The organism is Ignavibacteria bacterium, from assembly GCA_015709655.1.
Lineage (GTDB): Bacteria > Bacteroidota > Ignavibacteria > Kapaibacteriales > Kapaibacteriaceae > OLB6.
The window spans coordinates 871,297-896,365 of the sequence record CP054181.1 but is presented as its reverse complement, the minus strand read 5'-3'; the positions used below and the strand labels follow the sequence as shown (position 1 = coordinate 896,365).

Below are 25,069 nucleotides of genomic sequence, written 5' to 3'. Positions count from 1 at the left end.
CATGCTACCAGCGTCTGCCAGTATTCGAAGATATGAGATTGCCGACTGTTTTATTATTCCCGGGCTCTGTACCGTATTCCTGAGCCTACGGCAAAACCGTGTATCATACCTAATTTGCCGCTGTGACGATACCAGAACATATCCGTTTGCTGTGTGGTGCCGCCCGACCGTTTATCGTGGGCAAGCTGCTGGAAAAAATCCGAGGTACACCGCGGGTGGTGACTGATTTTGGTGATACTGATCCTCGCGTTGCCCTGGAACTCACCCGTAAGCATGAATGGTACACAGGCGTCTCCTGCAACCAGGTGGCCGACTTTATGCGGCAGCATCCGCCTACCGATACTGCCATGTGGGCAGTGGGTATGGACGTAGGAATACGACTTCAGAATATGGTTGCCGGACTCTGCTCCCATGCAGACCGGCGGTGGCTTTCCAATCAGGACTGCCAACAAGCAATCCGCCATCACGTTAGCTGGATTGATAAACATCTTGAATTTAGTGGTGGTATGGCAACATCGCACCTTCTGGGCGGACTGTTGGGTATGATTGCAGCTGGGTCAGTAACAAACGAAGCGCCGATAAAGGAAAAGGGGCTTTGGGCGGCGCGGGAGTTTGTGCAACACATCAGACGTCAGATTTTACCTGACGGAATGAGCTTTGAGGCCAGCACCGCATATCACCGTCATGTAGCCGACATCATGGTTCATGCCACACGGTGGATGATGAACTGTGAACGCATGAAGACAATAGCGAATGCAGAGTACCGGCACACGCTTGAAAAAACCGTGCAGGCACTCGCAGTACTGGAAGCTGCCGGCATGCCATTAATCGGTGATAATGATGACGGCATGGCTGTCAAGGTAAATCCCGAATATCCGGGGACGCCGTCCACTGCCGAGTTGTATCGCGTGTACACACAGGAATGCGGTTTCACATTGCCCAAGCCCCCTGCCGTTAGCTCATACACCGAATACAGTGATTTTGGCCTCAGCATCTGGTTTAAACCGCGTTATACTCTTACCGCCCGGTGCGGTCCGCTGGGACAATACAATAAGGGAGGCCATGCCCACAACGATCAGAACAGCATCACTCTGCTGGCTGATGGCGTACCGTTTATCACCGACAGCGGTAGCTACGTGTATACGTACGATCCTGACCGCCGTAATGCAGACCGGTCTACCCAGGCACATAGTACCGTGGTTTCTGACCATGAACAACGGTCGTGGCCTGGCGGTGCTGACGGTTTATTCTGGATGTTTAACACCAGGCCTGCACCCTTTGTGGAACGCAGCTCATCAACCGAATGGATAGGGAGCGTTATTCATCAAAATAAAAAAGGTTATAAACATACCCGGATCATCCGGCTTGTATCGGACACCGAGATACTGATTCGTGATGAGTTTGACGGTACGGACAGTGCTGCATACATGAACCTGATTCTGCATCCCGGAGTTACTCTTACGGTTATCGATGGCGGTGCCGTACTGGAGCATCTGGGGCGGACTGTGCGGTGTGCCTGGAACGGTTCAGAGGCAACAACCAGGGAGTGCAGTATTGCACCTGCATACCATGTTACGTGCAAAACTGTCAGAATTACCGTTCCACTCCCAGGTAACCATCTTGATTGGAGCATATATTTACCAACATGAGGGTTACCGAACATCTGGGAAAGATCAGCTGGTCACTGGCTGACAAAGGCTTGTATGTTGGATACGGGCTGGTTCAGTTGTTGCAGGTAAAGGCGCTGCCGGCTGAGGAGTACGGGGTGTTTTCGCTGCTGGTGGCTCTGAACACCTGGATTATGATAGTAAGTGACGGTTCGGCATTAGCCGGCATCATTCAGTTTGGTACCGACAAGAACGAGCGTGCGCGCCTTAACACACTGGCGTTTGTGATACACACACTGATTGTTGGTGTTGGTGCTGCGCTTGTTTATCTGTTCCGTACCCCGCTATCGGCGGTATTCAGTGAACCACGGTTTGAAGCTGTAGCTACCATGCTACCGCTGTATTGTCTGCTTACGTTACCGCGGATGTTCTGTCTGAAAATTATCTACCGCGACATTCGGATGCGCGACCTGTTCCTTATAGACTTGATCTGGTTTGGCGTGCGCACCATCCTCACGACACACGCTTTGGCCACTAACCAGTTAAACGATTTTTACGATATTGTACGGATTGATTTTTACGGCATGGCAGCCAGCTCGGCAGCCTCGGTTATGTTTACCGTTAAAGACTTACGCTTTGGATGGGAGGGGGCTGTAAGCCTGCGTCAGTACCTGAAATACGGCATCCCGCTTGCGCTTGCCACCGCCCTGAACAGCACGCCACGTCAGCTTGACGTTCTTGTTATTGCAGCCTTCTTCGGCGTGGGCGTCGTAGGGGTGTACAATCCGGCCAAGAATCTGTTCCGTTTTTTCGAGCAGGCATTCGATGCCGTGGCAGCGCTGTTGTACCCTGCGTCTGTAAGAATGTTTTCGCAGCACCGGCATGACGACTTGAAGATCATGATAACAAAGGTTATCAGCATGACTCTGCTGCCGACCATAGCCTTTGTTGTGATACTGGAACTGGGCGCCAGTAACGTGATCGTGTGGCTGTTAGGCGAGCAGTACGCAGCCTCGGTTACGCACTTCAATGTCCTGATTTTTGCCGCTATCGGAATGCCGTTTGTTTTAATGAGTTCGGTGATCGCTGCCATGGGACACAGCGCCGTGGTGGTCAGGTATTCTGCCTACGGTTTAGTCATTGGGATGGCAGTACTTTTTGCTGCAAGCTTTGCGCGCATCGAATGGGCCATTGGCCTTGGACTGGTTGTTAACACGATTGTAGTTGGTTTGTTATGCACCGCCTATGTCCGCCGGTCAATTAACTTTCCGCTACGTTCCGTGCTGCGCGTGATTACCGATGCGCGTTCGAGTCTGGAAGAACGGCGTGCTCTGAAAAATGGGAGGAACGGAAAATGAAGACGTGGTTTCAGATTCAGGTAATACGTGCGCTGCTGCAGCACCGGAAGCGTGCCATTGCCCGTGTATGGCTCACCACTTTCGTTGGTGCACTCTGGATTATTGCCGGTGTCCTGTGGTACACAGGAAGTATGCGCAGCATTGCCACCGAAGCACGCAGTGTAAAGGTTGATTTTTTCCTTAACCCTCTGGTCTCCGATCAGGAAGCACACACAATTTCCTCTACCGTTGCAGCTATGCCGTCAGTACGACAAGCCTGGATGGTTCACGAAGCCGAGATGTGGAAGGAACTCAATCAGGCATTGCAGGGAAGTGCTGAGGAGCTGGCAGACGTTGTGCGGCTGCCGCGGCTGATTCGGGTATTGCCTTGGCCTGACGCTGTTACAGAACGTGACATCACCACCCTTGTTACGCGGCTACGTGCGGCGAACGAAGATAGTATTACCGAAGTTGCCTATCCCCGGCAACTTGTCCAGCAGTTAGATGCACGACGTACTGACTTACAACTCATGGGAGGTGCGGCCGCCATTGTCAGCCTCCTGCTTTTTGCAATTGGTTTTGCCTATGCATTTCGCAGTGAACTGAATTCCGCCGCTCACGACTTGCGGGCTGGTGCAATGATGGGCACGGGCAAGTTTGCCCTGGTTGCACCGTATCTGGCAGTGCATCTAACAACCGGTATGGCGGGACTCGCTACTGGTGCCGCCGTCATCCATGCCGTTCTGACGTTGGCTACCGGCAGGGTAACGTGGCTTACACCTGTTGCCTGGGCCGACCTGTGGATGTCGTGTGCAGTGCTTGCCGTAATAGTGACAGCATTGACGCTGTGGCAAGCCCAGCAAGCCGGGACACGAGCCTATAAAAAAAGGCGTCCCCGATGATACTGCTCTGGTACACAGTCCGCCGGTTTCTTTCTACCATAGCATTTGCCGTAATAGCCCTTTGTGTGCTATTTGTGATTATTGACCTGATAGAGAACCTAGCGAAGTTTATTGACAAGGGTGTCCCGTTTGGCATCCTGGCGTGGTATTACATCGTGTACATCCCCGATATAGCCAAGCTGCTCATTCCCGTTGCTTGTTTACTGGCAGCGCTCTTTGTTGTTGGCCGTATGGCATCAACCAACGAGGTGACAGCAATGAAGGCTGCCGGCATTAGCACCATCAGATTCCTTATACCGTTCCTGATTGTTGGCATGCTGATCTCGGTTGCACAGGTATGGTTCAGCGGATGGGTTGTCCCCAATGCCAATTCAGCCAAGCTGCACCTTGTTCAAACCAGTATGGGCGGTGGTGGAACCAACGTTTTACAGAACCTGTACTTCCGGGATACCTCCAACAGGAATGTGCACATTGGAACGTACAACGAAGAACAGCTGACAGCCTATAACGTGGTTGTGGAAGACTTTACTGACTCGGCATCTGTCCGCCTGGTTTGGCGGATGGAGGCCGCAACCATGTACTGGAATCCAAAGCTCGGATGGATAGCCCCGTCGGCCCGCATTCGGTCATTTAACACCAATGGCATGAATATCCGGTGGGAGCGCAACTGGCCCGTTCCGTTTACGGTACGGTACAACCAGATTGCCCGACTGCAGCTCTCCGTTAGTGAATTAACATTCGATCAGGTACACGACTACATCGAAACACTGCGCAAGGGCGGGAAGAATACCCGCCGGCAGGAGATTGATTACTATGCGGGGTGGGCATTCCCGTTTAGCAGCCTGATTGTGATTTTGCTGGCAGTTCCTATTGCAGCACGCCGACGTAAGGCAGGCATTGCTGTGAACATTGCTATTGCCATGGTAATAACGTTTTTTTATATCGCCTTCTCCGAAATCTCAAAATCGGTAGGTGCAGGTACCCAGGCCGATCCGCTGGTCATAGCGTGGAGTGCCAACATGATTTTCTTCCTGCTGGGACTTGTATCGCTTGCCGTATTCCGTCGATAGCACTCTGATGTCCGGAAATTGTATTTTTGCCGTCTATGAAATACAGACTCGTAACCCTTTTCCTCCTGGTTTCCTTTGTTTTTATTGCCGGGGCATGCAGCAGTACCACAACCGGTCCCGAACAGCCGGACTACATATCGTATTCCAATCAACAGCCCGACAGCACCATCGCATGGATGTACTTTTCGCTTGATTCGAACAGGGTAATCAGTCCCAGTGATGCCCAGACAGCACTATGGGACATTAAAATGCCCTACCTGAAATGCTGTGGTCAAACAAAACAGATCGATATCATGCTCAACAGTGGAAATGTGGGTATTGGAAGCACGAAAGGGGCTATGGTTGACGCCAGATTTGAAGATCTTGACAGCGTACCCGCAGGAACCGTCTTAAAAGAAGATGATACAGCCATGGCATTTCGGATTGTCCCGGTAAAACTTATGGGACCAGGCATCATGTTTTCGTACGACATTACAAAGCATACCATACAGCCAAGCCCCGACAAGTGTTTGATTATTCAGACTACATCAGGAAAATTGTATAAGTTTCAGTTTACGAGCATCTACAAGGATGCACCCGCAGCTCCGGACATGAACACTCCTCTCGGGTATTACCATTTCCGGTTTGCCGAACTATAGGTTTAACAGTATTATTCAGGATGAATTATGTACGGTAATCTTTCCATTGTTGATACATCATCGGATTTAACACAGGAAGATCCGGTATTACTTGCAGAATTCGAAGCCCGCATCCAGGCCGGCGAAAAGATTGAACCACGTGACTGGATGCCTGCAGAGTATAAACGGCAGCTTATCCGCATGATAGAACAGCACGCTCACAGTGAAATTATCGGTGCCCTGCCCGAAGGCACCTGGATTACCCGTGCTCCAGGCTTTAAACGCAAGATTGCACTCATGGCCAAGGTTCAGGACGAAGTGGGACATGCCCACCTCCTGTACAGTGCCGCAGAAACCCTGGGCAAGAGTCGCGAAGACATGATTAACGACCTGCTCAGCGGTAAAAGCAAGTACAGCAATGTGTTCAACTACCCGGCGTTTACCTGGGCTGATACAGCCATTATTGCATGGCTTGTGGATGCCTCGGCGATTATTAACCAGGTGGCAAATAGCAGGGGATCGTATGCGCCGTATTCGCGGGCTCTTGAACGAATTTGTCAGGAAGAAAGCTTCCACCTTCGGTATGGTTATGATGCAGTGGTAACGCTTGCTACCGGATCGGCTGTTCAGCGGAAAATGGTACAGGAAGCCCTTACTCGCTGGTGGCGTCCAATCGTCCACTTCTTTGGACCGCCCGACAAAGTCAGTGTCCACACCGAAAAACTGATGAAGTGGAAAGTAAAAATGGCAAGCAACGATGATATGCGACAGCAGTTCTTTAACCAGTACGTTCCCAAGATCCATGAGCTTGGACTTGTTATTCCCGACAGCGAGTTAAGGAAGGACCCGGTTAGCGGACAGTGGGTGTACGGTGATCCCGACTGGGATGAATTCCGTCGCGTAATTAATGGCGATGGTCCGTGCAACAAGGAGCGGCTTGCCGTGAGGCGTACTGCCGAGGAGCGCGGACGCTGGGTACGCGAGGCACTGCGCAAGGCCGATGAACAGTACGTTACCCCTCTATCATGAGTTCTGTCTTTACCCGTCAGCGCAGAGCATCGGCAGGCAAAGCCGTATTGCGCCCGGAGCTGAATTTTGTATGAAAACACCCGTACCCGTCCCCTCGCAGCCCGATGACGTCCTTTCACACGTAGAAGCATTTATCCGGCTTGTGCGTATTCTGCGCGAGCAATGTCCGTGGGATATGAAACAAACCCACGACAGCATCTCACATCTTCTTATCGAAGAAGCGTACGAGACCGTGGATGCAATCAAAAAGCATAACGATACCGAGCTGTCGAAGGAACTGGGTGACATCTTACTGCACGTGGTAATGCACTCGGTGATGGCCGAGCAGCGAGGTGCATTCTCGCTGATGACCGTCATCCGCAACGAATCAGACAAACTGGTCAACCGCCATCCCCACATCTTTGCCGGCGAGGAAGCCCACGACGAAACCACGGTACTGCAGAATTGGGAACGCCTGAAAATGAAGGAAGGGCGAACCTCGGTACTTGACGGAGTACCTGCAGCACTGCCAGCCGCCCTGCGCGCTCAGCGCGTACAGGAAAAGGCTGCCAACGTAGGGTTCGACTGGCACGACCGACGCGATGTGTGGCAGAAGGTTCATGAGGAGCTTGCCGAACTGGAAACCGAAATTGCAAAGGGGGATGCCGAACGGACAGCCGATGAGTTTGGCGACCTCCTGTTTGCCATGGTAAATGCGGCACGTCATGAAGGGATTATTGCAGAAGACGCACTGCACAACACAGTCAATAAATTTATCAGACGTTTCCAGTTTATCGAGCAGCGGGCAGCTGAAAATCAGCGGGTGCTTCGCGAGATGGACTTGGCAGAGATGGATCAGTATTGGAACGAAGCAAAACACAATGGTTTATAACGCTGCTGTGTGCGATACTCCTAACGGCTTGCAGTGTATCGGAACAAGAGCAGCAGCCTGATGCTCTGCCTGATTCGCTGACGCAGGATTCCGTCCATGCAGACACCGTTGGCAATAAAGCCGTGGCTGACGTTGACAATGGGTCGGCAGACTTCGTGGTAACCGATACTACGATGACGCTGCGTCAGTCCCAATTCCCAAAACCCACAGGTTCGGTGATTAACGTGATGATCACTGGTGTGGATACCCGTATGGGTGCCTATGGTACCCATGCCGACGCTAATCAGCTGGTGCGGTTCTTCCTGGACAGTGGGATGGTGGAGATCATCTCTGTTCCGCGTGACACCGAGTCGGACGCAGGGTTCCCTGACAGTACCGGTTTAAACCGGCTTACCAACGTAAGGGCCAACAGGGGCCGGCGTGCCTATCTGGCCGCCGTTCAGAAAATCACAGGGGTGGGACCAATACACTACTGGGTTGAATTCGGCTTTTCTCAGGCTGTAGGACTGCTGGAGCTTGTAGGCTACAAGAACAACGCAACAACAACACTGCGGGTACTACGGTCACGGCAGGCATACCGCGCCGGTGATTTTCAGCGGTCGTACAACCAGGGGCGTTTTATCCGTTCGATACTTCTGCATGAACTGCCAAAGGGTACAACTCTGCTGCGGTCACTCGCAATCCGGCTGGGTCTGGCCATGGTTGAAACAAACCTGACGTATGATGTAGTGTCTGAAATTGTAAATAAGATGAATGAAAGCGGTTTTGACGGTTCTGCTGACAGAATTTGGGTACGATTAAAGCCCTCGGTACTCTTGCATGTACAGGCATTTGACTTTGATTCGTCAAACATCCAAGCCTTAAATAAGCAGATTGACTCAAGAGTAGCGCACCTGCTCAAAGACTCAGTTCGTACCCCCTCCGGATCGTACGAGAAACGGCTGCAGGCATTAATCAGTAAGGCCGAATCCACCAAATCAGCATCAGGCGTTATTCACCTTCTTCAGTTGCCGTATCGCCAGCGTGCATGGCTACAGATAACCGATTCCGCACGCCGTACAGCGTACCGTCAGCAAATCTGCACGCTTCTGGAACATGCCTACCGCAGAAACAACAACACAAAGCTTGCAGACGAGGTCAGGGATTATCTCGAGCTGGAAAAAGAGCTTCATTAGTGTTACTCATATCCTCTTACCCGGACAGTGCTACCGCAGGTAGGTAAGCGGGTTAAGCCTGTTTCTGCCGTTCCAGATTTCAAAGTGAACCAGTGCGCCATCCATATTCTCGCCTGATTTTCCGATTAGAGTACCCTGCTTAACGCGTGAACCCTGCGATACATTTACCGATGCAAGGTTGGCGTACACCGTCCGGATTCCGTTTTCATGATCTACAATAACAAGTGAACCAAAGCCGGGCAGCCACGTAACGGAGCTGACTTTGCCGGACGCTACACATGAAACGGGGCTTCCCTGGGGTGCTGCGATATCGATCCCCGGATTGTCGAGTGTGGTGCCGGTCTCGGAATTTTTGTATGCTCCGTATCCGTGAATCAACTTGCGTCCGCTTGTTGGCCATGGCAACGAGTTGGCCGAAAAGGCGGGAGCTGCAGACTCTGTTGAGGGGGCTTTGGCAGACCTTCCGGAGGATCGGCTGCCGGCCGGTGATTTTTTTTCACTGGCCCGACGCTCAGCATCAGCCTTGCGGCGGGCTTCGGCAACAAGCTTGTTAATTATGGAACTGAGTTTTCGCAGACTCGCTGTCTTGGTATTCAGCTCACGCTGGGTTGCTCGTTTACTGGACTGCAGCGAGCGCAGCTCCTTGCTGCTCTTTTGTATCGTGCGGTTCAGTACCTTCTCCTGTCCCGCCTTAGCCTGAAGCACAACTGTCTGCGTACGGGTATAGTCGCTCAGTAAGCCCTGCTGCTTATTCAGTGAGTCTCTAAGCTCCACCATCCGGCCACGATACTGTACTACAGACCTGGTGAGAGATCTAAACAGTGAGGCAGTGGTCCCATCATCGAGTGGCGTACCGCGGTTTTTTGATTTCCATACGGCCAGAGACCGAAGCGCAGCGTTGTATGATTGTTCAACGTCGGTAAGTGCCTGGCGGGTTTGCCGGATTCTACCTTCAAGAGCAGTTGCACTGTCAGTAAGCCGCGTGAGAGTATCCTGGAGTTCACGAATAAACAGCGTGATGGAGTGACGCTGCCGTTGAAGACCCGTTAGTGAGCGCGATGCTTTTTTTTCTTCTGCTCTGAGCGTATGTAACCGTTGCTGGGTTTTTTTTATACTGTTGCGCAGTTCCTTCAGCTCTTGTTTCCTGGCGTCGATCGCGCTTTGTCCGCAGACAGTTGTTCCCGCAGCAAGCAAAACCCCCAGAAGTAAAAAAAAGTATTTCATCCGCTAAAACTCATCTGTTTTCTGTCGTTCCACCCGTGCACCGAGGGCGTGCAGCCGTTCTTCCATAACCTCGTAACCGCGGTCAAGATGATACACCCGAAGGATTTCCGAGACACCGTTGGCCAGCAGCGCGGCAATCACCAGTGATGCGCTTGCCCTGAGGTCGCTGCTCATCACCGAGGCACCGGTGAGCGGTGCGCCGCCGTGTACGGTGCAGGTGCTTTCGCCGGTTGTGATGTGAGCGCCCAGACGCTGCAGTTCGGGAACATATCCAAATCGTGTGGGATAGATCGTATCGGTAATCGTGGCGCTCCCGTTGGCTGTTAACATGTAAGCTGCCCACTGAGCCTGCGCGTCAGTCGGGAAGCCCGGGTATGGTGCTGCCGTAATATCCACTGCAGCAGGTGTCGTATCCATGCACACCCGTACTGATGTGCCGGTTTGTTGTACGGTGGCACCTGACTGGTGCAATGCGTGGAGGATGGCCGTCATGTGGTCGGCTCTGACGTTATGCAGTGTAACATCGCCCTGTGTTGCGGCTGCAGCGATAAGGTACGTTGCTGCTTCAATACGATCCGGTATCGTTACTGCCTGCACAGGTTGCAGTTTCTCAACACCGTCTATCTGCAATGTGGTTGTTCCAATCCCCTGGATTACGGCACCCATCTGTACCAGCATTTCTGCAACAGCTACAACTTCAGGCTCAAGTGCAACATTGGTGAGCACGGTTCTTCCCCTGGCCAGCACCGCGGCCATTATCACGTTAACACTCGCGCCAACACTGACAACATCAAAATGAAACCTGCCCCCCTGTAACCCCTGTGTGCTGGCATTGATGTAGCCACTGTCCACGCTAATCTCGGCACCAAGCGCCTCCAGCCCCCTAAGGTGCAGGTCAACAGGCCGGGGACCAAAGTTGCAGCCACCCGGCAGGGACACTCTGGCCTTGCCAAAACGGGCAATGAGCGGTCCCAGCACGTAGATCGAAGCCCTCATTTTTTTTACATGTTCGTACGGGGCTTCCACAGAGTGAATATCCGACGTGTCAAGCGTTACGGTGGTGCCCTGTGCATGTGTTCGTACGCCCAGTGTTTCCAGCAGGCGGCAGAACGTATCAACATCACGGTTCTGTGGGGTATTGGTGAGCGTACTCACACCCGGTGCCAGCAAACATGCCGGCATCATGGCCAGCGAGGCATTCTTTGCGCCGGAAATGGTGAGCTCGCCCTGCAGGCGCGCAGGACCTGTAATAACGAATTTGTCCATAGACCACAAAAGTAGCCCTGTTCAGTATTGTCTGGAGCGAAGGTTATACACATCAGGCCGAACACTTGCGGTTGTTCATTCGCAAAAAAAACAATAGGTTTGTACTCCCGTTAGAGGTGCTGCCACCACGGTGGTTGCTGAGAACACACTCTTGGAACCTGATTCGGATAATGCCGACGAAGGAAAACGGAAGAGCGAACCCCTGACGGACCTAACTCTTGTATCAACCGGAGACTTGGTCCATGACAAACCAAATCCTTGTTTTGCTTCTCTGCGCATCGTGTTTGTATGCGCAAACCGATCCCGACACTACCCGTATCCGCACTGTGCTGAGTAAGGCAGTTGTTGTAAGCAGCGTCCGCGCCGCCCCTGAAGCGCCGATTACCCATGCCACGGTGGACTCGGCCACACTGTCACGCACGATGGTAGGGCAGGATGCCCAGTTCGTGCTTGAACAAACCGTACCGGGCATTGTGGCATACAGCGAAAGTGGTACCGGCTTTAGTAACTACGGGTCATTCAGGCTCCGCGGAATTGACCAGACGCGCGTGAATGTGACCCTGAACGGTGTGCCCCTGAACGATATGATTGATCAGGGTGTGTTCTTCTCAAACATCACCGACCTCCTGAACGGAATGCACAGTGTGCAGGTTCAGCGCGGAGTAGGTACCTCCGCAAACGGCACAGCATCGTTTGCCGGCTCGGTCAGCATTGAGTCTGACATGCCGATGCCCCGGAAGCCCGGCGCCATCATGCAACTCACGTCGGGCTCATACAACCTGCTCCGGGGCAGCGCAACCGTGAACTCCGGCGATCTGGGTAATGGCATCGCTGCCTCCGTCAAACTGGGAGCCTTTACTACACAGGGCTATCGCTACAATACCGCATCCACGGGATACAACGGCATGGCCGGGATTTCAGCCGTTCAAGGCTCCGAAATTTTCCGCTTCCTGGCCGTTGGCGGTACAATCGGCAACCAGCTTGCATACCTGCCCGTGCCCAAGCCCCTTGCCGATATCGACCCGAGAACCAATGTGAACGATAGTAACGATCATGATAATTTCGGACAGTACCTGATGCAAGCCGAGTGGACCCATGCTTTTGACGATAAGGCGGCTTCAAGTGTGATGGTGTATGCAGGAGGTGCCGGCGGGGACTACTACACCGGCTTTGCCGATGCAGCAGGTAACCTTACTCAGATTAACTATCCGCTTGAAAACAGGCATTATGGCGTGTTGGGTACGCTCTCACTTTGGGACGTGTTGCCCAACGTTTCAGTTAGCGGCGGTGTGCATACCTACATCTTTACCCGTCGGAACTGGGAAACGGTAGTGCCATTCGATAATCGTCCCTATTACGATGACAGTACAACCAAGAGGGAGCTTGCTGCCTTTGTAAAAGCAGCGTGGACTATTGGCAGTACCGATGATTATCCCCAGGCAACTCTGCAGGCCGACCTGCAGATCCGCTATGCACGGCTTGACTTCAGGCCGGATATGCGCACTGTGCCACAAGACACCAAGATCCCGGCGCATATCTGGTTGTTTGTAAATCCGCGTGTTGGACTCAACCTTCAGCTTTCGGACCACGTTGGCGTGTACACTTCCGTAGGCAGTACCGGCAGAGAACCAACCCGCTTTGATCTGCTTGGAGGAACCCAGATTACCGAAGCCAACCTCCCGGTTTTACTCCAACCCAATACCGTCCGCCCCGAGTATGTTGTGGATGCCGAGCTGGGCACACGGTTTACAGGCCGGTTGTTTTCGGCGCTGCCTAATATATCGCTGAACCTTAACGGATTTTACATGAAGTTTACCGACGAAATTGCTCCCGTCGGGGAATACATTGACCAGTATTTTGTGCAGCTTCGAACCAATGTTGCCTCGAGCTCACGGTACGGCGTTGAAGCCGACCTCCGCTGGAAGCTCCGCAGTAGTCTGACCCTTTTGCTCAATGCCACGGTGATGAAGTCAAACATTAAAAATGTTTATCTGGTATCGGCGCAAAAAACCGTCAGCAATGTCGAAGCAGTACTCACACCCCACGTGCAGGGGACTGCGCAGTTGCAGTGGGATCCTGCTGAATGGCTGGGATTTGACGTTGGCCTGAGAACGGTTAGCTCTTCGTTTCTGGAGCTCACCAACGCACCAAATCTGATGCTTGACGGATTTACGATTGCCGACGCTGCGCTGCGCCTGAACTACCGGAGAGTACAGCTTGGTATTCGGATGAATAACATTGGTAATCGGCCGTACACTACCAATGGCGGCGTGGATTATTCGCAGGGGCAGCCTGTGCCAACAGTCTTTATGCAGGCCGGACGCAACCTGTGGGTATATACCACAATAGCCCTTTAGTTTAATGTCGATATTGTGATGTGTTGTGTTGGGGATCGCCGACAATCTTCTATTTTCGCACCCTATGAACAAACATGCAATCCAGGTTACGGCCCGTTGTTCGTACAAAGGCAGGAACGGACGCTGTCAGCGCAAAACCACCATCACCCATCCATACTGCGCTCAACACACCCGGATGGTGCTGGGCGTTAGCGTCCGCAAAAGCCAAATCCCCAATGCCGGTCTGGGCCTCTTTGCCGAAAAGAGCTTTAAAACCGGTGACTACGTAGCGCAGTACAGCGGCGAGATAATCTCCGTTGAAGAATATGATAAACGCTACAGCGATGATGCCATGGGATCGTACGGCGTGGAGTTGGACAGTAAGCGTGTTATTGACGCATGCCGCAGTGACTCAGGTGTTGCCAGGTATGCCTGTGACTACCATGGCTCAGGCAAAAAACCAAATGTTGAATACGTTGCCGATGATGAGAAGGACGAAGTCTGGCTGGTTGCAATACGGCCGATAAAGAAGGGTGACGAAATACTGTCGGACTACGGTGACGACATGCACCGTGCGATGGGCATATAGCCATACCCCGGTTCCCAAGCCCTTTCCGGAGCAGTAACACCTGCGTTTACCCTATATTTAACCTTTCGTTACAGAACCTACGAACAGTTTTACAACAAACAGACCAATGGAAAACGCTTTTAGCACAATCATTTCAACGGTTCGTGCCGTGTATCCCAAAGCAGAAGCAGTAGAGCATCATGGTGACTTAACCATGTTTGTTGATACCGATTCGCTGATTGACGTGTTAACCGAATTGCGCGATTCACCGGCAACGGCAATGAATATGCTGGTGGACATTACGGCGGTTGACAAAAACACATCACCAGACCGGTATGACGTTGTGTACTTTCTTACCTCGCTCATCCATAAAACCCGTGTACGGGTTAAAGTACGCGTCCGCGATGACCGTATGCACCTGCCAACGGCTGTGGAAATATGGGAAAGCGCCAACTGGTACGAGCGTGAAACGTACGACATGTACGGCGTGATCTTTGACGGTCACCCCGACCTCCGCCGGTTTTACATGCCGGAGGATTTTATGGATGAGAACAGTGAACAGTTATATCCCTTACGCAAGGATTTCCCGCTGATGGGTATCCCCGGCTCCCTGCCGCTGCCTCCCAAGGAAGAACGGTAGCAGTGTAACCCCAACATCGTAGCGCAATGTAAAGCCCCTTACCAACGGGGCTTTTTTTTATAAACTTTATTTATGAAGCGGGAAGGGGCTTGGGATCATTCCTCGGACAGCCATTGGACGGCATCTTGTACCGTATCTCTGATTTCCAGCTTGTCTGACAACCGTGAAATGTCAATCAGTGACTTAACCTGTCCTTGCACGCCAACCAGAATCAGGAATCCTTCGTTCTCGTTCATCTGCCGGTTGGCTAACAGGAGCGCCGAGAGACCCTGCGTATCGCACAGTTGCACCCTGGACAGATCGATGACCAGGGCCTTCACTTCGGGCTGACAGATAATCAGCAGCTCGTGTTTTACTTCGGCGGCAATCGAACTGTCCAGCAACGGTTCTTTGATGGTAAAGATGACAAGCTCGCCATCATGATCTACGGAAAATCGCATAAAAGCCTGATGTAAGGTATGTGATCGTTGAACAATGTTGCAATTTCGCACAATGAACGGTACCAATACAAATCCGGACCCTGCACCGGAGTCAATTCTGGTTATCCGGCTCAGCTCACTCGGCGACGTCATATTAGCAACACCGGTGATCAGACAGTTGCAGCGTACCTATCCGGATGCAATCATCGATGTAGCAGTACGCGAGCAGTACGGCATGGTGTACACCAGCAATCCCCGGGTGCGTCGCGTATGGAATGTTGCGCCCAGTGTAACGGCCGACAGTGACATGGATAACTGGAAGCTGGCTATGCTTGACACGGTTCCCGGAGGGCGGTACGACCTGGTTGTTGACCTGCAGAACAATGTTGCAAGCACCGCCGTACGGCATGGGCTGGGCATGCATACCGTCAAGTACCCAAAGTTCAGAATGCAGAAACTGGCAATGGTCTGGCTTAAAAAATTCCCGTCGGCAACCACCCACGTTATTGACCGTTACAGAATGGCGCTTGCCAACTACCCGCTGGCCTTAGACACAGATGGTCCTGAACTCTGGCTTCCCGAAGAACGCGCATCCGGTGTGTACAAGCCCGACCCTTCCAGGCGCATGCATGGTGAACAGCCGGCAACCGGCACTCTTGAGGGATTGCAGATTGGCATCTCGCCCGGAGCCCGCCACTTTACCAAACGCTGGCCTGCCGAAAGCTATGGGCAGTTGTGTGCGCAGCTTGTTCGGATGGGTGCCCGTGTTATGCTGGTGGGAGGCACAGCGGATACTGACGCGTGTAACCGGGTTGCGAACGTAGCAGGTGTACCCGTGCAGCGTGCTGACGGCGCAACAACACTCGATGCAACCGTTCGGGCGTTAGACGCCTGTGATGTGTTGGTTGGTAATGACAGCGCAGTCATGCACATGGCCGCAGCCCGCAGAATACCAACCATTGCAATTTTCGGCAGCAGCGTTCGTGAACTTGGTTTTACCCCCTATGGTGTGCGTTATCACATTGTTGAGTACAATATTCGCTGCAGACCCTGCAGCCATATTGGCCGGCAGCGATGTCCGCAAAAGCACTTTAAGTGCATGCTGATGACTACTCCCAACCAGGTGATGCAGGCCATACTGAAGCTGGTATGAAGATTGCCTTGAGCAATTGGCAACGGATTACTTCCACAACCCACACTTACACCGCTTGTTATGGTTAACGTTATACTTGTTGGTGCCGGAAACATTGCACAAAGCATCCATCTGCCTGTGTTAACAGAAATGCCCAAGGTAAAGGTGCAGGCAATTGTTGACAGGCAAATCGCCAAAGCAAAACTGGTTGCCGAAAAGCACGCCATACCGTATGCATTCCGATCACTCACCGAAGCCCTGAAGTTGCCGGATATTCACGGTGTGGTTATTACAAGCAGTACCGACGCACACTGCGAGCATGCACTGGAAAGCATTGCTGCCGGCAAGGCCGTTTTTATTGAACGTCCGGCGGCACGCACCATGGATGAGACTGTACAGATTAAAATGGCTGCCGACGCAGCCGGAACAATGGTGATGGTTGGTATGAACCACCGGTTCCGTCAGGACGTAGCGATGATGAAAAATGCTATTGACCGCGGCGAAATTGGTAAGCTCTTCTATATCAAGGCAGGCTGGGTAAAACAGCGGAGCAATGACTCACGATGGATGGCAAGTTCTGACAAGAGTGGCGGTGGTGTACTCATGGATTTGGGAGTGAGTGTTGTTGACCTGATCTTGCATGTGCTGGACTTCAGCAAGGTACGCAGCGTTACGGCTAGCACGTTTAACCAGGAAACCAAGGCAGTTGAAGATATTGCCATTGCAATGCTTCAATTTCAGGACGGTGCCGTTGCTACAATTGAAGCCAGCTGGTCACTCATGCGTACGGAAGATCTGTATTACTGCAATGTTTTTGGGAAAAAGGGTAGCGTGTACATGAATCCGTTTAAGCTGGTAAAGAAGGACGGGGCCACGTTCAGCACCACCCATCCGGCGCCCACCCGGCACCAGCAGTCTCTGTACCGCAAATCGTACGAGGCGGAGCTGCGCCACTTCGTCTCTGCTATCCAGGGGATTATTCCGCCGGTAAGCTCAATCAGCGATGCCGTGGAGCGCATGCGCATTATTGATGCTCTGTATGCGAGTGCCTCGCTGAACCGCGAAATTGTGATACCGTAGCCCCCTACCAATAGCATTTGCTGGCATAAAAAAATGACGTTGATAAATTGTGCATAGCACTGAATAACTATGTGATAACTGGATGGTGAGTTTACTTGTACACTATCTCCGGTATTGTGTAGGTTGCAGTGTTGGCAATGCACCGGTGTGAACTGCCGATGCCTGCACAACGTCAAACTTTTATTTCTCACTGACCGGATTCCATGGGAACCACTCCAACTCCTGAACAACCTCAACGATTACGCGTACTTCCACTCGAGCCATCGGGCGGACGCGTGCCACCACATTCTACCGAAGCCGAGATTGCTGTGCTCGGCGCCATGATGATAGACCGTGAGGCGGTAGGCAGAGTGCTTGAAATCCTGGATGCCGACTGTTTCTACCACGAGCGGCATGCAGTGATTTTTAAAACCATGCTTACAATGTTCGAGCGCGGCGTTACCATTGACCTGATCACACTGAGCAACGAGCTTCAGCGGGCAGGCTTGCTTGAAGTGGTAGGTGGAACCCTGCCGCTGACCGAGATTTCGCTGCAGACTGTTTCGGCAGCCAATGTTGAACACCATGCCAGAATTGTCCTGGAACGATTTCTAAAACGTAAACTTATTTGGGTCTCGTCGTCCATCATTAACGATGCGTATGACGATACCACCGATGCCCTGGAAGAAGTTGACCGTGCCGAACAGCGCATCTTTGAAGTTGCAGAACGCCGGACCCGACGGTCGTACGCTGATATGCACCGGCTTACGAAGCATGCCGTAGAACGTATCCTGGTGATGGCCGACGGCAGTGGGTCAGGCATCACGGGCGTTCCCACGGGCTATACCCAGCTCGACGAAATGCTGTCAGGCTTTCAGAAGAGCGATTTGATTATCATTGCGGCCCGCCCCTCCATGGGTAAGACTGCATTTGCACTGTCACTGGCCCGAAATGCAGCGCGCGAAGGAAAAGCAGTTGGCATTTTCTCCCTTGAAATGGCTGCCCACCAGATTGTTCTGCGCCTGATCAGCGCCGAAACCGAAATTGGTTTGCATACACTGCGGAGCGGGAGGCTTACCGAGTTACAGCGCCGAACCCTGGTGAACAGGCTGGATAGGCTTAAGGACAGCAGGATGTATATCGACGACAGTGCCGGACTCACACCGGTAGAGTTCCGGGCTAAATGCCGCCGAATGAAGAGCGAGCACAACATTGATGTTGTTTTTGTTGACTATATGCAGTTGATGCATGTTCAGAAAGCCGAAAGCAGAGAACGCGAAATCTCAATGATCAGTCATACCCTCAAGGCTGTTGCCAAGGAACTTGATATTCCCGTAATTGCACTCTCGCAGCTAAACAGGTCACTGGAGGCACGCAGCGATAAGCGTCCGATTTTGTCTGACCTTCGCGACTCAGGTTCGATTGAACAAGACGCAGATGTTGTTATGTTTATACACCGCCCCGATTACTTCCGTAGTCCCGACGGTGCAACCGACGATCCGGCAAATGAGAATATGGCGGAGATTATCATTGGTAAACAACGGAACGGACCAACAGGCGATGTGAAGTTGTACTACAAGAAAGAGAATGCAACCTTCCTGAATCCGATGATTAATCCGAACACCTTCAGTAATGCCGGCGATGGTTTTTAAGCAACGTGCATTGTACAACTGTTGTGTGGAGGTGTACATTGAGGAAAACTATTGCGCAAGCAATAATACTATTTATTATTGGGATCGGGTGTGTGTTCACCGTACCCGTTGTTGCACAAAGCGGCAGCCTTCAGCTAACATCTCCGGCAGGCGGTGAGATTTATTATACAAACCGTGATACACTGATAACAATACGGTGGGCAGGTGTTGCCGACACACTGCCGGTGAGACTTGAGTACAATACAGGTAGTCTGCAGTGGTATCTGATTACTGATTCCGTAAGGGGGCTTTCTTACACGTGGAATGTGTCAGACCTTCCGCCTGCGTCCACCTATCGCATACGGGTAACGGAGGTGGCGCCGATAAGCCCCGCCGATGTGGTCATCTATACCGGACATACCGGGATTGTAAAGGGTGGAGCGTGGGGACCAGGCTCTGACCGCATTGTGACGGTTGCCAACGAGCCTCACATCTGGGACCCCGGAGTGGGCGGTTCGGTGCCGCTGGTGTCGCTTCCGGGTACAGTTACTCCCTATACCGATGTAGCCTGGAGTGCTGACTCGGTTAGGATTATTGCTTCAACAAACGATGCCGGTGTAATAAGCTTTCGTACTGCCGATAACTCGGTGGAGGCCACGCTGCGTCACCCGCAGCCGGTTACAAAAATCCAGCTGCATTCAAACAGTTCACGATGTTTAACAATGTCGGCTGATAACAGGATTCGGCTCTTCGACCTCCCGTCAGCAGCACCTGTACGTACCATACCGTCAACAACCAACATTCTGGATGCATGTTTTGATACCGACGGCAGCAGAGTTCTGGTATGCGCCGATGATGCGCGGATTCATCCAATGCCAGGCGGCGGTGCGCCGGTAGTGTTTTCAGGACACCAACTGGGCGTTCTTCAGGGTGAGTTCTCTAACGATGAGAAGAACGTTGCCACTGTTGGCGGGGATGCCACTGTCCGCGTATGGAATGCCTTTTCAGGCACAGAGCTGTGGCAGGGCTCCGATCCCAAGGAAGGCGTCCGCTCTGTTGCGTACTCCCCCGATGGAACCATGCTGGCCGTAGGAATGAGTGACAGTTCGGTAACGGTCTGGGATGCCGACTCTGGAAATCTGCTGCATCAGTTTTACGGAATTCGCGGTTCGGTACTGCACGTTGAATGGTCTGCTTCGGGTGATATGATTGCTGCCTGCGGTACCGATAACGCGGCCCATATTTTCTGGATGGACGGGGTTCACCCGCCAATGCGTATGCAGCACAGGGCGGCGGTTACCTCGGTGCACTGGAGTCCGAATGACGAACAGGTTCTTACAACGTCGGTTGACGGAAGTGCTGTTGTTTGGCGAGTCCGGAATAAAATCCTGCAGGGTGATACATGCAGCAATTTCTCGATTGCACATCCTCCGCGTACGGTAGCAAAACTTCATGCAACCGGAGGCACTGCAGAAATCGGAGCCAACATTTCGGTTCAGCTTCAGCTAACAGCTGGGGATTTTTTAACCCTGACGGATATCGACAGTCTGCAGCCACGCCTGACGTATAATCACACACTTCTCCATCTTCTTTCAACTTCGATACCGGTGGCACTAACCTCGCAGACCGGTAACCGGACGATGCTTACACTGGAGCCGGTTCCGACACCGAAGCAGCCCGGCACGTTTGGTGAACTTCTGTTCCGGGCTACGCTTGGTACTGACAGTATTACATCCATCCGCTGGGACGATGTTAAACAAATTGGGGATGGTCCGGAAATCAATATCGAAACCACGTCTGACTCGGTGTACGTAACCGGGATTTGTCGTGCGGGTGGCCTGCCGCGCTTGTTCAACCCGGTTGGCCTTCCACTTTCGGTACACCTGTCCGGTTCCGCCGGCAATCCGATACTTACGGTTACTGTTGGCGAACGGGGTCCGGTAACGATAAAGATATTTACAGTGAGCGGCAACCTTGTATGGGAAGATTTCCGGGTGCTCACGGCGCATGACGGTGCCACGTTTAGCTGTGAGCTCCCTGAGCACTGTAAAGGCCGGATACTTGGTGTTGTTATCACCACGGCAACGGGATTGCTCAGTGAAATTGTGGGGGCTGTTCAATGAAGTTGCTTTGTATTGTACTGTGTTTTGGCGTAATCACATCGCAGGCGCAGCCCTGGGTAGAAGTATCGCCCAACGATGTGCTGTTAACCCAGATTGGCTTTTCTGTCCACGGCGGCATTGTGTCGCAAGGGAGTGACTTCACGTTACCGTTTGCCCCCACCTGCTGTACGGCATACGGCTCGTCTCTCACCGGTACGCTTGGGATTTCGGCATCGCTGCGTCAGGAGTTAAGCAAGGCCATCCGGCTTCAGGCCCGTGTAACCTATCTTCCAATGAACGGCACATTTGATTCAGACGAGTCGATTCTTGTGAGCGGTAATGTTGATGGTGTAACTCGCCACACGCTGGAAACAAGTCTCACCTTTCTTGGTGCCGAGTTGCTGGCAGATGTAAAGGTTGCCAAGCCTGTTCGGGTGTTGCTTGGCGCAAGCATTGGAAGCATGGTGGGAGGGGAGTTCGACCAGAGGGAAACCCTGATCATGCCGGGACTGGGAACATTTGAAAATGGGATGCGGGTGCGGAACGAGACCCGAGATGCGGCACTACAGTCCATGATAAGTCCTGCAGTGATGCTTACAGGGGGCTTGGCATTCGATATCCCAATGTCAGCAAATCACGATGTGGTTTTATCACCCGAGATACTTTTGAATATGGGGATTACCGACGTTGTGGAGTCGGTATCATGGCGTGCCAACATCGCGCGGGTGGGAGCCTCGGTTTCGTTTGCGTTAAATGCGCCCGAACCACCACTGCCAATCAAGAGGCGTACCCAGGAATTTATTGATACAGTTGTGATTACCACAGCACCCGACCAGCCGCTGCGCACAATAGCCGGAGCGGAAACCATGGTAACGGATACAGCTGTAACCAACGAAGAAGTCATTTTTACAAGCAAGTTGTACCGAACTGACACCATCGTTCAACCGCAGAAACCCGAGCTTGTAGCTGCAATTCATGCACGTGGCAGGGATGCCGGTGGAACTGAACACAACACCTTTACCATCAGGCTGAGTACGCAGTTTGTTTCGGAAGCATTGCCCCTGCTCCCCGTTGTTTTCTTTGAATCACAGGCAGTAACACTTTCTTCGCGGTACCACCAGGTTCAGAATTCAGCATCATTCTCGGTAGATCACATTCCACCCACAACGACGGCGGTACACCGCGAAGTTCTGAATATCATTGGTTCACGATTGAACAGTAATCCCACCGCAACAATAACGCTACGGGGAACAGCCGATCCCACAACCGAGGCAGGGAACTGTTCACTGGCACGTGACCGTGCACAGGCGGTGCGTGACTACCTGGTGCAGGTCTGGAAGGTTGATCCGAATCGGATTCATATTGCCGAGACGTCGGGTAACTGCGCTCCGGCACGTGCAACCCGCGAGCAAAGTGAATATGGGTACAGCGAGAACAGACGGGTGGAAATCGAAACATCAGACTTAACGGTTATTGAACCTGTTGCAAAACGGAAGTTCAGTGAAACGCGAACTGTTGACCCGCCACTACTGGTTCTGGACCCATCCGGTTCGAGTACACGCTATGTTACGGGATGGACAATTCGGGGTATGGCGGGCGCAGATCCTCTGTTCACGATTGACTCAGCCGGAAGCTCCCTTCAAATTGTGCATGCACTAACACCCGGTTCGGTTGAGAAATTGTCGGACTCAACTCCGCTGATGCTCGAATACACCATCCGTGGAATACAAAACAGTAGGGCAGCAGCAACTGTAGTGCTGCCCGTGCAGCGCGACACCTTAGAAGATGAACTGCAGCGCCTGACATTAACTTTATTTGATGTTTCGAGTGACGAGCTTACCAATACTGCACTGCAACAGATCCGAACCTTTGTAAAGGGCATACCATCAGGCTCGAAGGTTGTTGTTCGTGGTTTCACTGATCTGCTGGGAAATGCAGACTTCAACCGTCAGCTGGCACAGAGGCGTGCCGGCGCTGTATGTAGTGAAATTCAGAGAATAATGAAAACCAGGATAATTCTGGAGTGCACCGAGATTTCAACTGATAAACGACCTCCGGGAATTGAGTCAAACCAGACGCCTGAGGAGCGTTTTCTTAGTCGGACTGTTCAGATTGAGGTAACGAAGAAGCGGTAGAACCAGGGTCAGGGGGCTTCCCGTGCGCTTGGTCAGGTATTGCACTTGGCGTTGTGTACACCCTTGGAATTGCCGTTGGGAATCTTTTTCTGATTTTGGCAAGTAACTCTTCCTCGACGTTGTAGAGTTCGTTCAGAGTGAGGCTCCCCGGCATCACGATGTCAATTTCAATAAAGATGTCCTTACCGCTCTGCCTGGTATGCACTGCTTTCAGAGCGTAGATCTTATGCTCGACTGACTGGATGATATTCATGATGTCGGACTGCATATCATCGGGCAGGGTCCGGTCTGTTAAGTGCCGGAATGCCTCGGCCCCATGCCGCAGCGGAACCTTCAGTGTAAGTCCGAGTAGGGCAATGGATGCTACGGCGTCGATGGTCGTTGCCGCAGTGAACCATCCTGACGACTCCAGGAGTGCCTCGGCAAGGAGGCTGATCAGAACTCCCAGTTCGACCCACGAATCTACTCTCCACAGCTCGGCATCGTAGCGGAGCATGGGCACAAAAAGCCTGTTGGCGCTGCGTTCAAGGCGCCTGGCAGTAAGGCGCATGATGAAAAAAGAGACGGAACTCCAAATAAGCAAAAGGAGATAGTTGCTGCCGGCCGGCGGTTCACGAAACAGGCTAATAGCATGGATAATTGTAAAAATCGTGACTATTGTAAGCAGGTTTGCGCTAACCAGGATGGCAAGGCTTTCGTACTTGCCGTATCCATAGTTAAAGGTTGTGTCGGCTGACCGTGTTGAGCGGTCAACCGCAACCAGGAAGAGCACTGAATTCCCGATATCAATGAGCGCAATGTATCCGTTTGTCTGAATCAGGAGTGACTCTTCCCACTGGCCAAGAAACACGCTGATAAAGGCAAGGAGCACGCACACCGTAAGCGATGCCGTAGAGGCAAACAGTGCAGTTCCCGGTTGCAGGAACCGGGCGCTTTTGGTGCGGAGGGATGCCAGTATGTTACGCAATGTTCAGAATTCCGCGGAAGTACCGGATGGTAGCACGTAGTCCTTCGGTTCTGGAAACGGTGGGCTGCCATCCCAGGGATTGGGTGGCTACTGTGATATCAGGTTTTCTAACCTTCGGGTCGTCCATCGGCAGTTCGGTAAAGGTAATCGTGCTTTTAGAGCCGGTGAGCTGTACAATCTCGGTGGCAAGTTCAGCCATGCTTAATTCATCGGGATTGCCGATGTTCACCGGTGTAGTAATCGAGCTCCGCAACAGGCGAATGATACCATCCACCAGATCGTCAACGTAGCAGATACTTCGGGTCTGGCTACCGTCACCAAAAACGGTAAGGGGCTCGCCGCGAAGCGCCTGCGACACAAAGGCGGGGATGGCACGCCCGTCGTCCACTCTCATTTTAGGACCATACGTATTAAAAATGCGTACTATCCGGGTGTCCAGGTTATGAAACCGCTGGTACGCCATGGTCATAGCTTCGGCAAACCGTTTTGCTTCGTCGTACACACCACGGATGCCAATTGGGTTTACATTCCCCCAGTACGACTCAGGCTGAGGGTGTACAAGGGGGTCGCCATAGACTTCACTCGTTGAGGCAAGCAGGAACGTAGCCCCTTTCGCCTTGGCAAGTCCCAGGGCTTTGTGAGTACCAAGTGACCCCACCTTCAGTGTTTGAATTGGCAGCTTGAGGTAATCAATCGGGCTTGCGGGGCTTGCAAAGTGAAGTACAGCATCCAGCTTACCCGGCACATACAGGTAGTTGGTGACGTCATACTGCACAATTTCAAATTGAGGATTGCCAATCAGGTGCTGTATGTTTTCGGCCGATCCGGTAATGAAATTATCCAAACAGATCACATGGCATCCGTCAGCTACAAGTTGGCTGCACAGGTGCGAGCCAAGGAAGCCCGCACCGCCGGTAATAAGAATTCGCTCCATTGCACAAAAATACAGGCAGTTCGGGAGCCGGACAGAATAAAAGCTTGA

General features: G+C 52.4%; 21 protein-coding genes and 1 riboswitch. Of the genes, 16 read left to right on the top strand and 5 right to left on the bottom strand.

The features are described 5' to 3' along the window. Window positions 1-122 precede the first annotated feature (122 nt). From HRU79_03690 to HRU79_03655, 8 genes are all read left to right on the top strand, one after another. Complete coding sequence (locus HRU79_03690; GenBank protein QOJ25798.1) at window positions 123-1,649, top strand: heparinase II/III-family protein; 1,527 nt, start codon at window positions 123-125, stop codon at window positions 1,647-1,649. Then, complete coding sequence (locus HRU79_03685) at window positions 1,646-2,965, top strand: oligosaccharide flippase family protein (protein ID QOJ25797.1); 1,320 nt, start codon at window positions 1,646-1,648, stop codon at window positions 2,963-2,965. The genes HRU79_03690 and HRU79_03685 overlap by 4 nt, the downstream gene beginning before the upstream one ends. Next, on the top strand, window positions 2,962-3,846 hold the full coding sequence (locus HRU79_03680) for a hypothetical protein (protein ID QOJ25796.1): 885 nt from the start codon (window positions 2,962-2,964) through the stop codon (window positions 3,844-3,846). Before HRU79_03685 ends, HRU79_03680 begins: the two co-directional genes overlap by 4 nt. After that, on the top strand, window positions 3,843-4,916 hold the full coding sequence (locus HRU79_03675) for a YjgP/YjgQ family permease (protein ID QOJ25795.1): 1,074 nt from the start codon (window positions 3,843-3,845) through the stop codon (window positions 4,914-4,916). Before HRU79_03680 ends, HRU79_03675 begins: the two co-directional genes overlap by 4 nt. Window positions 4,917-4,951: 35 nt before the next feature. Next, the gene (locus HRU79_03670) at window positions 4,952-5,554 is read left to right on the top strand and encodes a hypothetical protein (protein ID QOJ25794.1); all 603 of its coding nucleotides are present in this window, start codon (window positions 4,952-4,954) and stop codon (window positions 5,552-5,554) included. Between the two features lie 27 nt (window positions 5,555-5,581). After that, on the top strand, window positions 5,582-6,562 hold the full coding sequence (gene paaA, locus HRU79_03665) for a 1,2-phenylacetyl-CoA epoxidase subunit A (protein ID QOJ25793.1): 981 nt from the start codon (window positions 5,582-5,584) through the stop codon (window positions 6,560-6,562). Window positions 6,563-6,632: 70 nt separating this feature from the next. Beyond that, entirely contained in the window at window positions 6,633-7,433 is an 801-nt protein-coding gene (gene mazG / locus HRU79_03660; GenBank protein QOJ25792.1) for a nucleoside triphosphate pyrophosphohydrolase, read from the top strand. Then, window positions 7,403-8,608 carry an LCP family protein gene (locus HRU79_03655; protein QOJ25791.1) on the top strand — a complete coding sequence of 402 codons (1,206 nt, stop codon included), beginning with the start codon at window positions 7,403-7,405 and terminating at the stop codon, window positions 8,606-8,608. Before mazG ends, HRU79_03655 begins: the two co-directional genes overlap by 31 nt. A gap of 30 nt (window positions 8,609-8,638) precedes the next feature. Here the strand turns inward: HRU79_03655 and HRU79_03650 are convergent, their stop codons facing one another. Both HRU79_03650 and murA read right to left on the bottom strand, forming a co-directional pair. Further along, complete coding sequence (locus HRU79_03650) at window positions 8,639-9,832, bottom strand: peptidoglycan DD-metalloendopeptidase family protein (protein ID QOJ25790.1); 1,194 nt, start codon at window positions 9,830-9,832, stop codon at window positions 8,639-8,641. Between the two features lie 3 nt (window positions 9,833-9,835). Beyond that, a complete protein-coding gene (murA, locus tag HRU79_03645) occupies window positions 9,836-11,098 on the bottom strand; it encodes a UDP-N-acetylglucosamine 1-carboxyvinyltransferase (GenBank protein QOJ25789.1) in 1,263 nt (420 codons plus the stop codon). Window positions 11,099-11,200: 102 nt separating this feature from the next. After that, window positions 11,201-11,300, top strand: a riboswitch (TPP riboswitch). 40 nt (window positions 11,301-11,340) lie between these two features. Between murA and HRU79_03640 the strand changes: the two genes are divergently transcribed. From HRU79_03640 to HRU79_03630, 3 genes are all read left to right on the top strand, one after another. Further along, complete coding sequence (locus HRU79_03640; protein QOJ25788.1) at window positions 11,341-13,455, top strand: TonB-dependent receptor plug domain-containing protein; 2,115 nt, start codon at window positions 11,341-11,343, stop codon at window positions 13,453-13,455. Window positions 13,456-13,519: 64 nt separating this feature from the next. Then, the gene (locus HRU79_03635; GenBank protein QOJ25787.1) at window positions 13,520-14,023 is read left to right on the top strand and encodes an SET domain-containing protein; all 504 of its coding nucleotides are present in this window, start codon (window positions 13,520-13,522) and stop codon (window positions 14,021-14,023) included. Window positions 14,024-14,129: 106 nt separating this feature from the next. Next, window positions 14,130-14,642 carry an NADH-quinone oxidoreductase subunit C gene (locus tag HRU79_03630; GenBank protein ID QOJ25786.1) on the top strand — a complete coding sequence of 171 codons (513 nt, stop codon included), beginning with the start codon at window positions 14,130-14,132 and terminating at the stop codon, window positions 14,640-14,642. 95 nt (window positions 14,643-14,737) lie between these two features. Here the strand turns inward: HRU79_03630 and HRU79_03625 are convergent, their stop codons facing one another. Beyond that, the gene (locus HRU79_03625; GenBank protein ID QOJ25785.1) at window positions 14,738-15,082 is read right to left on the bottom strand and encodes an STAS domain-containing protein; all 345 of its coding nucleotides are present in this window, start codon (window positions 15,080-15,082) and stop codon (window positions 14,738-14,740) included. Window positions 15,083-15,134: 52 nt separating this feature from the next. Between HRU79_03625 and HRU79_03620 the strand changes: the two genes are divergently transcribed. The 5 genes from HRU79_03620 (at window position 15,135) to HRU79_03600 (ending at window position 23,120) form a co-directional block, all read left to right on the top strand. Continuing rightward, on the top strand, window positions 15,135-16,214 hold the full coding sequence (locus HRU79_03620) for a glycosyltransferase family 9 protein (protein ID QOJ25784.1): 1,080 nt from the start codon (window positions 15,135-15,137) through the stop codon (window positions 16,212-16,214). 60 nt (window positions 16,215-16,274) lie between these two features. Further along, entirely contained in the window at window positions 16,275-17,273 is a 999-nt protein-coding gene (locus HRU79_03615) for a Gfo/Idh/MocA family oxidoreductase (protein QOJ25783.1), read from the top strand. Window positions 17,274-17,476: 203 nt separating this feature from the next. Beyond that, complete coding sequence (gene dnaB / locus HRU79_03610; protein QOJ25782.1) at window positions 17,477-18,904, top strand: replicative DNA helicase; 1,428 nt, start codon at window positions 17,477-17,479, stop codon at window positions 18,902-18,904. 38 nt (window positions 18,905-18,942) lie between these two features. Next, on the top strand, window positions 18,943-21,006 hold the full coding sequence (locus tag HRU79_03605) for a WD40 repeat domain-containing protein (protein QOJ25781.1): 2,064 nt from the start codon (window positions 18,943-18,945) through the stop codon (window positions 21,004-21,006). Continuing rightward, complete coding sequence (locus HRU79_03600) at window positions 21,003-23,120, top strand: OmpA family protein (GenBank protein ID QOJ25780.1); 2,118 nt, start codon at window positions 21,003-21,005, stop codon at window positions 23,118-23,120. Before HRU79_03605 ends, HRU79_03600 begins: the two co-directional genes overlap by 4 nt. Here the strand turns inward: HRU79_03600 and HRU79_03595 are convergent. Both HRU79_03595 and HRU79_03590 read right to left on the bottom strand, forming a co-directional pair. Further along, window positions 23,080-24,087 (bottom strand): cation diffusion facilitator family transporter, encoded by a 1,008-nt coding sequence (locus HRU79_03595; protein ID QOJ25779.1) that lies wholly within the window; start codon window positions 24,085-24,087, stop codon window positions 23,080-23,082. The genes HRU79_03600 and HRU79_03595 overlap by 41 nt on opposite strands. Continuing rightward, on the bottom strand, window positions 24,080-25,021 hold the full coding sequence (locus HRU79_03590; GenBank protein QOJ25778.1) for an SDR family oxidoreductase: 942 nt from the start codon (window positions 25,019-25,021) through the stop codon (window positions 24,080-24,082). The genes HRU79_03595 and HRU79_03590 overlap by 8 nt, the downstream gene beginning before the upstream one ends. Window positions 25,022-25,069: the final 48 nt, after the last annotated feature.

Excerpts from the sequence above, each read along its gene's own strand:
- HRU79_03685 (QOJ25797.1), top strand. The coding sequence starts at position 1,646 with ATGAGGGTTACCGAACATCTGGGAAAGATCAGCTGGTCACTGGCTGAC.
- HRU79_03680 (QOJ25796.1), top strand. The coding sequence starts at position 2,962 with ATGAAGACGTGGTTTCAGATTCAGGTAATACGTGCGCTGCTGCAGCAC.
- HRU79_03675 (QOJ25795.1), top strand. The coding sequence starts at position 3,843 with ATGATACTGCTCTGGTACACAGTCCGCCGGTTTCTTTCTACCATAGCA.
- HRU79_03670 (QOJ25794.1), top strand. The coding sequence starts at position 4,952 with ATGAAATACAGACTCGTAACCCTTTTCCTCCTGGTTTCCTTTGTTTTT.
- paaA (QOJ25793.1), top strand. The coding sequence starts at position 5,582 with ATGTACGGTAATCTTTCCATTGTTGATACATCATCGGATTTAACACAG.
- mazG (QOJ25792.1), top strand. The coding sequence starts at position 6,633 with ATGAAAACACCCGTACCCGTCCCCTCGCAGCCCGATGACGTCCTTTCA.
- HRU79_03650 (QOJ25790.1), bottom strand. The coding sequence starts at position 9,832 with ATGAAATACTTTTTTTTACTTCTGGGGGTTTTGCTTGCTGCGGGAACA.
- murA (QOJ25789.1), bottom strand. The coding sequence starts at position 11,098 with ATGGACAAATTCGTTATTACAGGTCCTGCGCGCCTGCAGGGCGAGCTC.
- HRU79_03640 (QOJ25788.1), top strand. The coding sequence starts at position 11,341 with ATGACAAACCAAATCCTTGTTTTGCTTCTCTGCGCATCGTGTTTGTAT.
- HRU79_03635 (QOJ25787.1), top strand. The coding sequence starts at position 13,520 with ATGAACAAACATGCAATCCAGGTTACGGCCCGTTGTTCGTACAAAGGC.
- HRU79_03630 (QOJ25786.1), top strand. The coding sequence starts at position 14,130 with ATGGAAAACGCTTTTAGCACAATCATTTCAACGGTTCGTGCCGTGTAT.
- HRU79_03625 (QOJ25785.1), bottom strand. The coding sequence starts at position 15,082 with ATGCGATTTTCCGTAGATCATGATGGCGAGCTTGTCATCTTTACCATC.
- HRU79_03620 (QOJ25784.1), top strand. The coding sequence starts at position 15,135 with ATGAACGGTACCAATACAAATCCGGACCCTGCACCGGAGTCAATTCTG.
- HRU79_03615 (QOJ25783.1), top strand. The coding sequence starts at position 16,275 with ATGGTTAACGTTATACTTGTTGGTGCCGGAAACATTGCACAAAGCATC.
- dnaB (QOJ25782.1), top strand. The coding sequence starts at position 17,477 with ATGGGAACCACTCCAACTCCTGAACAACCTCAACGATTACGCGTACTT.
- HRU79_03600 (QOJ25780.1), top strand. The coding sequence starts at position 21,003 with ATGAAGTTGCTTTGTATTGTACTGTGTTTTGGCGTAATCACATCGCAG.
- HRU79_03590 (QOJ25778.1), bottom strand. The coding sequence starts at position 25,021 with ATGGAGCGAATTCTTATTACCGGCGGTGCGGGCTTCCTTGGCTCGCAC.